Origin of the sequence: Bacillus sp. G16, from assembly GCF_021282335.1 — a bacterium.
Classification (GTDB): domain Bacteria; phylum Bacillota; class Bacilli; order Bacillales; family Bacillaceae; genus Bacillus; species Bacillus inaquosorum.
In genome coordinates this window covers 98,573-110,638 of record NZ_JAJSOZ010000010.1, presented here as the reverse complement: position 1 = coordinate 110,638, position 12,066 = coordinate 98,573, and the positions used below count along the sequence as shown (strand labels likewise).

At 39.1% G+C, this 12,066-nt stretch carries 10 protein-coding genes and 1 pseudogene; 1 reads left to right on the top strand and 10 read right to left on the bottom strand.

Going from position 1 to position 12,066, the window contains the following annotated elements; genetic code table 11:
• Positions 1–47: 47 nt before the first annotated feature.
• The 9 genes and pseudogenes from bglH to LWH95_RS14330 form a co-directional block, all read right to left on the bottom strand.
• Positions 48–1,457, bottom strand: coding sequence for an aryl-phospho-beta-d-glucosidase (bglH, locus tag LWH95_RS14370; RefSeq protein WP_148982308.1), 1,410 nt, complete (start codon positions 1,455–1,457; stop codon positions 48–50).
• Positions 1,458–1,479: 22 nt separating this feature from the next.
• Positions 1,480–3,309: a PTS beta-glucoside transporter subunit IIABC gene (bglP, locus tag LWH95_RS14365; RefSeq protein WP_232919841.1), complete on the bottom strand. Its 1,830-nt coding sequence runs from the start codon at positions 3,307–3,309 to the stop codon at positions 1,480–1,482.
• 301 nt (positions 3,310–3,610) lie between these two features.
• Entirely contained in the window at positions 3,611–4,126 is a 516-nt protein-coding gene (locus LWH95_RS14360; protein WP_080429069.1) for a DUF2247 family protein, read from the bottom strand.
• A 439-nt stretch (positions 4,127–4,565) separates the two neighbouring features.
• A complete protein-coding gene (locus tag LWH95_RS14355) occupies positions 4,566–5,069 on the bottom strand; it encodes a hypothetical protein (RefSeq protein ID WP_060399851.1) in 504 nt (167 codons plus the stop codon).
• Positions 5,070–5,085: 16 nt separating this feature from the next.
• Positions 5,086–5,458: pseudogene (locus LWH95_RS14350) on the bottom strand (hypothetical protein).
• 101 nt (positions 5,459–5,559) lie between these two features.
• Positions 5,560–5,811 (bottom strand): hypothetical protein, encoded by a 252-nt coding sequence (locus LWH95_RS14345; protein WP_060399853.1) that lies wholly within the window; start codon positions 5,809–5,811, stop codon positions 5,560–5,562.
• 3 nt (positions 5,812–5,814) lie between these two features.
• Positions 5,815–7,494, bottom strand: coding sequence for a ribonuclease YeeF family protein (locus LWH95_RS14340; protein ID WP_232919840.1), 1,680 nt, complete (start codon positions 7,492–7,494; stop codon positions 5,815–5,817).
• Positions 7,495–7,513: 19 nt separating this feature from the next.
• Positions 7,514–7,783, bottom strand: a complete 270-nt coding sequence (locus LWH95_RS14335; RefSeq protein ID WP_014481382.1) for a YwqI/YxiC family protein — start codon at positions 7,781–7,783, stop codon at positions 7,514–7,516.
• 11 nt (positions 7,784–7,794) lie between these two features.
• On the bottom strand, positions 7,795–8,160 hold the full coding sequence (locus tag LWH95_RS14330) for a YwqH-like family protein (protein ID WP_044160051.1): 366 nt from the start codon (positions 8,158–8,160) through the stop codon (positions 7,795–7,797).
• 309 nt (positions 8,161–8,469) lie between these two features.
• Here LWH95_RS14330 and LWH95_RS14325 point away from each other — a divergent pair, with 309 nt between their 5' ends.
• Positions 8,470–11,604, top strand: coding sequence for a DUF3427 domain-containing protein (locus tag LWH95_RS14325; RefSeq protein WP_232919839.1), 3,135 nt, complete (start codon positions 8,470–8,472; stop codon positions 11,602–11,604).
• On the opposite strand, the gene LWH95_RS14320 is transcribed toward LWH95_RS14325, so the two are convergent.
• A complete protein-coding gene (locus LWH95_RS14320) occupies positions 11,593–11,982 on the bottom strand; it encodes a (deoxy)nucleoside triphosphate pyrophosphohydrolase (RefSeq protein ID WP_003236306.1) in 390 nt (129 codons plus the stop codon). The genes LWH95_RS14325 and LWH95_RS14320 overlap by 12 nt on opposite strands.
• Positions 11,983–12,066 lie beyond the last annotated feature (84 nt).

Genomic DNA, 12,066 nt, shown 5'->3' with positions numbered 1-12,066 from the left:
TGCTTCCGGTTATTGTCAATTGAAGCGCATGAGTTTTCAAAAAGTTGTCAGAGACTCTCTCCGTTTGTGGCAATGACCTGCTGATACCAGCTGAAGCTTTTTTTCTTGATGCGGTTTAATGTTCCGTTTCCTTCATTGTCCCGATCAACATAAATGTAGCCGTAGCGTTTTCTCATTTCCGCAGTGGATGCACTGACAAGGTCAATTGGCCCCCATGATGTGTAGCCGATTAAATCAACGCCGTCAGCAATGGCTTCCCGTGCTTCAATTAAATGTTCTCGCAGATAGTTGATTCTGTAATCGTCCTGGATCGTGCCGTCCTCGTCAACTTTGTCGACAGCGCCAAGGCCGTTTTCCACGATGAACAGCGGCTTCTGATAACGGTCGTATAAGGTGATGAGAGTGATGCGCAAGCCTTTCGGATCAATCTGCCAGCCCCATTCTGATGATGTCAAATAAGGGTTTTTGACTCCGCCCAGCAGGTTGCCGCCTGATTTTGCAAGATCTTCCGGATCGGTGCTTGCCGCCATCGACATGTAATAGCTGAATCCGATGTAATCCACCGTATGTTCTTTCAAGATCTCTTCATCGCCTTCAGCCATTTCAATTTCAATATTGTTTTCTGCCAGGAAGCGCTTCATATATCCCGGGTACGCGCCTCGTGCCTGCACATCTGAGAAGAAAAGTGTTTTGCGCTCATTCTCCATTGCCGCGAAGACATCCTCCGGCTTAGATGTCATCGGGTAGGTTGTCGTAGCTGCAATCATACAGCCGATTTTCGAATCAGGAATGATCTCGTGTCCCGCTTTAACGGCAAGAGCACTGGCCACAAATTGGTGGTGTGCCGCCTGGTACATTGCGTTTAATTGATTTTCTCCTTCTTCAAAGACAAGGCCACCGCCAGTAAACGGCGCATGGAGTACCACGTTAATTTCATTGAACGTCATCCAATACTTCACTTTATGCTGATAGCGTTTGAAAACCGTTTTGGCATAGCGTTCATAGAACTCTATGACTTTGCGATTCTTCCAGCCGCCATAATGTTTCACTAAACCGAGCGGCATTTCATAATGAGATATGGTGACAACAGGCTCAATATGATGCTTTAACAGCTCATCAAACAGATCGTCATAAAATTTGAGGCCTTCTTCATTCGGCTCCTCTTCATCACCATTCGGAAAAATTCTTGTCCACGCTATCGATGTGCGGAACGCCTTAAATCCCATTTCTGCAAACAAGGCAATGTCCTCTTTATAACGATGGTAAAAATCAATTCCGGTATGATACAGATTTAAAGAAGTCATCGATTCATCAAATGGAGACATGATGCCGTTCGGTGATACATCAGCTGTCGAAAGCCCCTTTCCGCCCTCGTTATAAGCACCTTCCACTTGGTTGGCAGCAACTGCGCCGCCCCATAAAAATCCTTCTGGAAATCTCTTTGCATTTGAACTCATATTGATCACCCCATCAGTTTTTTTAAGATAAAGCTAGCAGCGCTTCTTTTGTCTGCACTCTGCCGATTTCTTTCACCGGCGAAAACGAATATTGGTCTGTGTTGGTCACGATCACCGGGGTAATGACGTCATATCCCGCAGCTTTGATTTGTTCCAGATCAAAGGACACAAGCCGATCTCCCGGTGCGACCTTGTCGCCTTCTTTGACGTGAGCCGTGAACCATTGTCCTTCCAGCTTCACCGTGTCCAATCCAATGTGTATGAGGATTTCAGCTCCCTGATCACTCGTAATGCCAATTGCATGTTTTGTTTTAAAAATGGTGGTAACGCTTCCATGAACAGGTGAGACAACTTCTCCTTCTTCAGGCTCAATGGCAAACCCTTTTCCCATGATCCCGGCAGAAAACACTCCGTCATTGACTTCACTTAATGCTTTCACTTCTCCTTTAATCGGGCTGTGAATGATTTCTCTGCTGCCCTCATGCACAGCCGGCTGCTGGCTGCCGTCAGAAGGCACATCCTCGAATCCAAGCAAATACGCAGCTGCTGTTCCCGCCGCGAAAGCAATCACAAGACCGATCATCGCGTAAATAAACGTTGGGCCGATAAAGACAGGGATGCTTGGCAAACCTGCATTCCCTCCGACGATATAGGAAGCAACACCCGTCACGCCGTAAAAAGCGCCACCGGCTGCACCGCCAAGCAAAGCGGCCGCAAACGGCTTTTTCAATCGCATATTCACACCGTACATCGCAGGTTCTGTAATCCCCATCAGCGCAGTAATACTTGTGGTAAGCGCAAGTGATTTAAACTTTTTGTTTCTGGAGCGAAGGAAGACGGCAAATGATGCTCCGGCCTGCCCCATATTTGCCAAAAACATGGCCGGCAGTAAATAGTCATGGCCGTTTTGGGCGATGTTGTTGATCATGATCGGCACAAAGGCATAATGCATGCCTGTCATAATGATTAAAGAGAACGTTCCCGCAAGCAAAATCATCGCCACAAGCCCTGCATGATCAAATAAATAATTCACGCCAGCAGACAAGTATTCTCCTAAAATAGCGCCAAGCGGACCGACTGTAATCAATGTCAGCGGCACGACAATCAATAATGTGAATGTCGGAACCACAATCAATTTGAGAGACGCGTGTGTGAAACGGTCAATCCACTTTTCTACGTACGAAGCAATCCAAATTGCCAGCAAAATCGGAATAACGGTTGAAGAATAAGTCGCAGCGGTTACAGGAAGCCCGATAAAGGAAATCGGTTTCCCTGAACCAAGCAGCGCCGTCAAATCCGGATGCAGAATCGCCGCCGCAATGGCTGCCGCTACGTACGGATTGCTTCCGAATTTTCTCGCCGCACTCATCGCAAGCAGGAGCGGCAGGAAGTAGAATGCGCCGTCACCAACAGCCGTCAAAATGACATGAACCTGGCTCTTCTCCGCCATCCAGCCAAACGTAACCGCTAACGCAACGAACCCTTTGATCATCCCCGCTCCCGCAATCGCAGGCAGAATCGGGGTAAACACACCAGAAATCACATCAAAAACCGCACTCAGCACATTCTTTTTCTGAGAAGATGAACCAGCGCTTTTCTCATCACTGAGATTGCTGTGCTTCAGCATCGCCTGATACACCTTCGGCACATCGTTCCCGATAATAATTTGAAACTGCTCGCCGCTGATATTGGTGCCCATCACACCCGGCAGCTGCTCCAACTGACTGCGGTCCGCCTTCGAGTTGTCATGAAGATTAAAACGCAGCCTCGTCATGCAGTGAATCACGCGCTGAACGTTTTCTTCACCGCCTACGAGTTGTAATATGTCTTTCGATAATTTATCATATTCCATGTGTATACCTCCTTTTTATGGGGGAACCCGCTGGATGAAAGGTGGCCGCCTTTCACCAGCTTTTTTTGTATCAAATGCCGCATCACCTCCTACATGAGAATAAAAAAAACCTAAATGACACAGATTGCGAGAGTCTCCTCCTGCACCTGCACCATTTAGGTTTTGCCTGCTTTCGCAGTAACAATCCTGACGGGTCGTTTTATTTGTTTGTAGGTATACTTTAGCACTAGAATTATGTGATGTCAACGCTTTCATTTTTGGTTTTTGACTAAGGGAATTACTTTTTAAGTAGTATTTATGTTTATAACGGTAAGCCATTTTTTATATTTTGTTTTTCTTTTACTAAAAAATCTTGAAACAAATTGCATAATCTATTTATACTTTTTTCATAGGAATTTAAACGCGGGTTGCATCCATTATTAGAAGGCTGATAATGAATAAAATCCTCCATATCTTCAGGGTAATTCATATCTGCATAAACTTCTGCAAGCTTGCTCAAAAGTTCAATTGCATGATCACTATACTTTGATTTTACTTCAAGAAGAATAACATATCTCCATTTTCTTTTTTCAATAGCATAATAACTATTTTCTTCAACTCGTATTATATTTAAAATGGCTTCTTCAATATCATCCTTGTCTCCCCAAGCCAGTTCTAGAATTTCTTCTTGTTGTACACCCGGATGGTTCATCAAATATTCAACAGCATAATTCATTACTTCAATTTTGTTTATCCACCCTTGCTTCAACCCAACGTAAAGAGTTTTCCAATCGTAATTTACATGATGTACTTTGAAAGTATTTAAGGCGGTTTTCAATTTCTAACATCCTTGCTTTCATATATGTCATTAAATAAAAATAATTCCAAGTTGCTTTTTAAATATAACCTTTACCTTTGGTTCGTTATGAATATATATAAATAGATCAGAATTACACCTCTTTAATTGAGTAACATTTATAAACTTAGATTCAAAAACAAGCAACTCATTGAAGGCAAGACTTAGATTGCACTCCAAAGCGTATACATCCCTTGTCAGAATCAGTTTAAAGCCTTTCATATCCTGGATAGAATACATGAATACTTCTGCAAGGGGATCACTCGACACGCTTATTGGCTCGCTATCAAACAGTTCTAATAAATCATTTTCATTATAAATAGTAAAAATTACAAACCACCCCTTACCTTTTTATTTTGGTTGCTAGAAAGTGATGATAATTTTGAAAAACCTTAAAAGGTTCGCTCTTCATGGTTTTTCTTTATTTTAATGCCTCTTCTAATATGTTAATTTCATCATCTCCTACATCGTTTATAATAATGCCACAAAAGTTGTCATCACCATCTAAACAAAATAACACGTGATTATTTTCTATAAGAGATTCTATCTCATGAGCTGAAAATTGAATATGAACTATCTTATCTGTTATATATACGTTTAATATTCCTTTTTCATCGATATACGTTTCATTCTGTTGGAGGTCTACGCTAAGAACAGGAACCCCTTTTATTAGTTCAATGTTTTCAATATTCCATTCTTTAGATTTATAAACACTTTCACACAGCATTAATGTAATAGAACGAATTTCTCCTGTTTTTTGTGCAAATCCTATTTCGATTAATGATTTTTTAAAATCACCGGTTCTCCAGTATACCGTTTTATCTTCTGATATATCCCAATTTCCAAATTCTATATTAATTGGTGTATAGACATCAAATTCTACTTTCATAGGTTTTTTATCTCTACATTCTAATGTTTTTAACATGATTTCAAATTACCTGCTAATTACTTAAAAATTCTATGCTTATCCTGTCAACCTTTATCTCAACATGTTCCCCAATCAAATGAGGATATTCAGAAAAATACTCATCTTCATCAGTAAGAACAATTCCTGCATCAATTGAATCCTCTTGTAAAACTCCCCTAATATAATATTGATATCCTAAATCAATTCTCTTTTATTCCTTCTTTATTTTCACGAATCATTAACTCATCAAAAATCGTAAAGCCAATCAACACAGGATATTTTTTCCCGACTTCGATTTCATAAGGACAAACTGATGAAAAACCTGTGAATTCAATACCATCAATTTTGAGTGTCACTTCCGCTTCTATATGTGTATCAAGTCCTTTAACAAGCGCTTTATATATCATAGGTGAACCTCTATGTTTTTTATTATATTGAATAAGATAGAGATTGTTTTTATACATTAAAACCTTGAAAGGCGTTTTGCCAATCAAGGTTTTATCATAGGCTAAGACTCAAAAGCTGTTTTTTCTGGAAATACACCTCCTTCTCTTACTAAACAAACAGCTAATCTTTGTGCAGCTCGATCAAAATAAAATGTTGACGGGAGATCTTTATCAGGAATTTCTTCTAACTCTGAAAACTTCCTAGTTATTTTATTTAATTTAATTTTACCCATAGTATTTTCATTAGGTCCAAATTTGTAAACCACAGTTTCATCATCTTCATATTCTTTTAGTAATAAAACGTATGAAGCCAATTTTTACTCCTCCTCTGGTGGATACCAAGGTCGTCCGGACTTTACTGTTTTATCGTGTGCCGTCCTATAATCCGTCTTGAATATCCCTTCAAATTTCGATTCAAAAAGTTCATGATTTAATAAATCAATATCATTTTTATGGTAAGTCCCTCTTTGAAGTCTATCCCATGCTTTTGCGATTTCATAATCTGGATCGAATCGACCTATTCCGTGTTCCTTCTTGTGCTCTCTGATAAACAAATGCTCTTTAATTCTCTGTACTCTTTGTTTAGTCATTCCTGTATTATTAGCGATAGACTGAACATCAGTTTTTGACTTTCTAAATACTTTGTACATCTCATCTGCTTTGTCTAATTGTTTAAGATATTCATCAATTGAAAGTTCTCGGCCACCAGTCTGGATATTACCTGTAACCTTAGCAGCAACCTTATTAACCTCACCCTTACTTTCCTTCTCCGCAACATGTTTAGCCACATCTGTGACAACGCGTTTCCCGCCTCGGACCGCCAATTTTTTAACAGCACCCTGAGGGCTTACCCACTCAATAAATTCATATTGAGTTCCGGCAAGAAATGAATCAAGTGGCTTAGCTCCGCCAACTTTATCCTCTGGAATGTAAGAAACTTCTTCTAGCCGCTTTTTCCCTCCAGCGTAGAATTCTCTCACAATTTGGCCATTTTCATATACAAAATATTTGCCGCCGACGTAGTCCATGCTTGCAGTATCACTTTCTAGCTCGTCAATCACTTGAATCGTATCTATCTTTTTTAATCCTTTATGATTATATAGTTTATCATTTATCACCCGTATGTCTCCATAGACTTTCGGGTGGGCTGCTGCTTCTTTCTGCAGTACCGTCAAGTTACTGTCATCACCATAAATCTCACGCTCGATCTTTTGTTGTTTGTCATCCATTATCACAGAATCAACGTTTGATTGCTTATGTTTCTCCAGTTTCTTCAACATCATCTCCATCGGAGAATCATCCGCCTGCTTCATTTGCGGGTTAATGGCGCCGAAGGTTTGGTTGATGTTTTCTTCCCCCTGTGATTTCAGGATGGAGCCGCTTTTGTAGCCTGTGATTTCAATTTTCGGGCCGGTGTACATGTTTTCGAGCTGATCAATGTATTTTTTCATCGTTTGAAAGTCTGATTTTGCCGTTTCTAGTGTTTGGGTTTGCTGGCCGTCAAATTGAAAGAGCTTATGCAGGGTGTCTGTAATCAGCCGCTCAGCCTGTTCTGTTTCCATCCGGAAAAAGGTATCATTGACTGTCGGCAGGCTGACGATGTGGTCGATGGCTGATGTCTGCCGATTGACTGCGTCTGTGAGCTGTTCTGTCACTTCTCGTGCATGCTTGACCCCGTGTCTTGCATCGTGTGAGAGAAAAGCCTCTGCAATCATGCCATGGGAGTCAGATTCTACTGAGGAAATCCCGTGCTGCGTTTGTTTCAGCACTTTTTTGTATTCGTCGATAAACATGCCAAAGAAAAGGAGAAAAGGCTTGTGGCACTCCTCGTAGAAGGTCCGGATGGCATCTCCGCCTTTTCCTTTTAGCGCATCCTTCATGCCAGCCAGGTGTTCAACGCTTTTTTCCAGCTTCTCCAGCTGCTGTTTTTGCTTGTCCAGTTTCTCAATCGTATGCTGAATGCCCTCGTGAAGAGCGTGGACATCTAATGTTTTCAATCCCTTGTCCTCCCGCGCTTTATTTCATGGAAGATGATATGTTTTCGTCTGTTTCCTTCATGGCATTTACTGCGCTTTCCGTTTGTGCGATATGTTTGGCCAGAACGGACGCATATGCTTCAGTGAGCTCCTTGATGTCCTCATTTAATTGCTCGATGGACTTCACAACATTCAAATGGTTTCTGCCTGAGAGATGACCGGGCAAGGAGGATTTTAGTTCAGCTGAATTCTTGAGCTGAGAAAGTCCTTGCTTCACTGTGCCATACACCATTTTAATTTCCTGTGCCATTTGTGCTCACCTCACTTTTTATGTTTTTCCTTCTCTATTTCATGCTCTATCCTCGTGATTTGGCGTCTTATGGAGTATACGTCGCCCTCTAATGAGTGAATTTTTCCTTCAATGCTTTCGATGATTCCGCTGACCTGTTCACTTTTGATTTGACGATATGCTTTGTTCATTCCTTCACGAATATCCTCAAACCGCTCAGCATGTGTTCCTCTCCATGCCTCTCGGTTAAGATGAGGCCGGTGAATGAGATGCTGGGCCTCGGAAAATTCGTGTTTAATTTGCCTGATTTCGTGTAGCACTCGTTTTAACTGATGGATCTGTTCCTGTTTTTCATGTAAGTCGGCTTTTACCGAATGTAACAACATTTCACTATGCATGCCGCAACACCTCGTGTTTCTATCAAACTGTGTCAATTCTTGACAATACAGACTATTTTCATATTACATGATGGGTCATATTGGATAAATAGGTAAAAAGGTTTGTCTTGCAGAGAATATAGATAAGTATATTTATCTATCATCCTTTTCATTTCACTTTTCTGCGAGTGAAATCGAGCTTACACATGACTATAAGTGTAGGTACAATTATCCTCATTTGATGCGCGATGCCATTTACAAATATCTGTTACCTATAGTCAATAATAATGATAAAATTATGATATCTATCTAAATATGGAGAGAGAAAAAATGAAAAAAAACAGTGGTTTTCATGAAGAATTGCAAGATAAGCATAAGCTTTATCCAATAGAACATCGTTTTCAGCCTGTTTTACCGAAAGAATATACGGAAATTTTAACTTTACATATAGCAAAACAATTTGGCGAAAAAATCAAAACGCTTGTTCATCACGGACAACATAATCAGGCAGTTGAATTAACCCAAAAAATATCTTCTGATCTTGGTAATGATACTGCCTTTGCAATACCACTTTCTTCAGTTCTTTATCATGTAGGTGACCTGGATCTTCCTGTGTCGGAGCACTTTTCGCTATCACGGTTGAACCTACTCGGAAACCATAGAGCGGATGATAATTTTTTTAAAACATTAAAGAATGAAATGTTAACTGCTGATCGTGTGGATTTTATGGTCAGTTTTACAAGATGGTCTGGCGTCCAACTTCTTATTCCACCACTACAAGAGCTCAATAAACGTAATGTGCCTGTTCGTATTATCACATCAACATATATGGGAATTACTGAACCTAAAGCCCTTAAACAACTCATGCAATTTCAAAATGTCGACTTAAGAATTGTGAATGATTACCGTCAATCTTTTCATACAAAAGCTTATTTATTTGAACGTCTTTCAGGGCAACATAGTGTCATTATTGGATCATCAAATCTTTCGCAATCCGCTCTGACCACTGGGTATGAGCTAAATGCGAGAATACCTGATACAAAATATCTTCCTATTTTTCAACAAACAAAAGATGTCTTTAATAAAGTATGGCTCGAAAAAACACAACCGGTCGATGACCAGTTCTTAAAAGCTTATGAAGAATTTCAAGCAGCTAATCACAAAATGAGCGCGTCTCTCGTCTCTCAAAACTCTCTTTACCAAACAAAAATACAACCTAATGCCATGCAAGAAATAGCGCTTAAAAACCTCAAGAAAACGAGAGAACAAGGTGAGGAAAAGGCTGTTATTATCGCTGCAACTGGTACAGGAAAAACATATCTTGCAGCATTTGATTTTTCCGAATATCAACCAAAAAAATATCTTTTTATCGCTCATCGTGAGGAGTTACTAACTAAAGCCATTGAAACATTTGAAAAAGTCACAAATGACCATGATAACTTTGGATTGTTAACTGGATGGAAAAAAGAATGGAATAAAAGGTTTTTATTTAGCACAGTTCAAACCTTGTATAAAGAAGAAACATTAAAACGGTTTGCACCAGATGAATTTGATTACATTGTCATTGACGAGTTTCATCATGCAGAAGCCTCTACCTATCAATCAGTGTTGAATTACTTTAAACCTAAATTCTTATTAGGATTAACTGCAACTCCAGAACGTTTAGACGGTAAAGATGTACTTGAAATCTGCAATCATAATGTTGTCTATGAAATCCGCCTTCGAGATGCGTTAGAAGCTGAATTGCTTGCCCCATTTCATTATTTTGGAATTCCGGATCATACTGTTGATTACAATAAAGTAAAAATAACAAACGGGGTCTACGATGAACGTTCATTGGTCAATCATTTGAAAAATCATGAGCGAGTCGATTATGTAATAAAGATGATAAACATGTACGGTTTTCACGGAGAAAAAATGTGTGGGTTGGGCTTCTGTACTAACGTTGAACATGCCCAATATATGAGCCAAGAATTTAATCAATTAGGATTCCATACAACTTATTTAACAGGGCAAGATTCCTCAGCACAACGTCAGAAAGTGATTAGAGAACTTGAAGATCCGCATCATAGTTTAGAACTGATTTTCACAGTAGATATTTTTAATGAAGGCATTGATATACCAAAATTAAACTTACTGCTTTTTTTGAGGCCAACTGAGTCACCAACCATATTTATTCAACAGTTAGGAAGAGGATTAAGAAAGGCTGATGATAAAGAGTTTGTAACGGTACTAGATTTTATAGGAAACTATCAAAAATCATTTGTCATACCGCTAGCCCTTTCTGGACAAACAAGTCAAAAATCGTTTGATAAAGATTCGTTGCGAGTTGCAGTTACCCATGAGTTTGCAGACTTACCAGGTGGATCTTATGTAGATCTTGCATCTGTAACGAAGAAAGAGATTTTACACAAAATTGATAGTATTAAACTAAATTCAGCAGCTATGCTAAAAACATTATATTATCAATTTAAACGAGATATTGGGCGTTCCCCAGAGCTACTTGATTTTCTTTATTCAGATCAAGCTCCAGGGCTTACCTTTTTTATAAAAAAATATAAGTCTTGGGTCGAAACGAAAAGAAAAATGGATGACCTTCATTCTTTAGATAAAGAAGTATTAAATGATTCGTTAGTTCTAAGAATGGTATCCTGGTTAGAGCAACAGTTTCCGATTAAGTGGCCTTATGATTTATTAGTGTTACAATGTGGATTTAATATACAAAGAATCACTGTAGATGATGTTAAAAAGTCTTTAGAAGATACATTTCATTTACAAATCAAAAATACTAATATACACGACAACTTGATTAAACGATCTATGGAGCGTTTAGCCACACCACATAAGAAACAACAATGGAGTTTTGGTACAGTGGAGGAAAATACGTTCATACTACAATCAAATATTATTGAACGTTTATGCCATCCTCAGTTTGGTCCTTATATTAAGGAGCGTATCCAATATGGTTTAACCGAATTTAGACGTATGAATAATATAGAAGCACTTTTATCTAGTGAACTACAACTCACCTTGTATCAAACATATACTAGAAATGAACTCATACATTTATTTCAATCAACTGATCAAGAGGGAACGTGGCGAGAAGGAGTAAGGAGAGTTAACAATAACTACTTAATTTTTATCACATTAAATAAATCTGAAAAAGTTGAGGACCATTTATTATATAAAGATTACTTTATAGATCCCCATCATTTTCACTGGCAAAGTCAAAATCAAACATCACATGATTCTCCTGTAGGTCAGAATTTTATTAACCATAGACAAAAAGAATATAAAATACATCTTTTCGTACGTAAATTTAGCGAAATGCATGACATCACCTTACCTTTTATTTATCTAGGTAAAGTTGATTACGTATCAAGCAATGGGGACAAACCTATGAATGTAATATGGAAGCTCCATCAGCCTGTCCCAGAAAACTTGTATGTTGATTTAATTAACTAGTGCATTTACAGTTGGAATATCAGCAGGTGCCCATTCAAGTGACTCAAGTTCACTCACGGGCACCCATCTGAGTTCCGCATGTTCTTGGGCAACAGGTTCACCCTCTACAATTTTCGCTTGAATAGAAATCAAATTAACAACGACTTTCTCATATTCGTGATGAATGTCAGCGATAATTTCACCTGCTTCAATTTTACAACAAAGCTCCTCATGAATTTCCCTCACAAGAGCTTCTCGTGCATTCTCTCCCTCTTCAAGTTTCCCTCCTGGGAATTCCCATAGATTAGCCAAAGACATGGTTGGCGAACGAAGTGCACATAAAATCATATCTCTATCGTTTTGAATCACTGCTGCAGCAACTTTGATTGTTTTTTTCAATAGATTTCTCCCTTTCTGATAAATATTTTTCTTGCCTCATATTAATACTATGGATTCTAAAGTAAAGAAGCAATGAAAAAACGC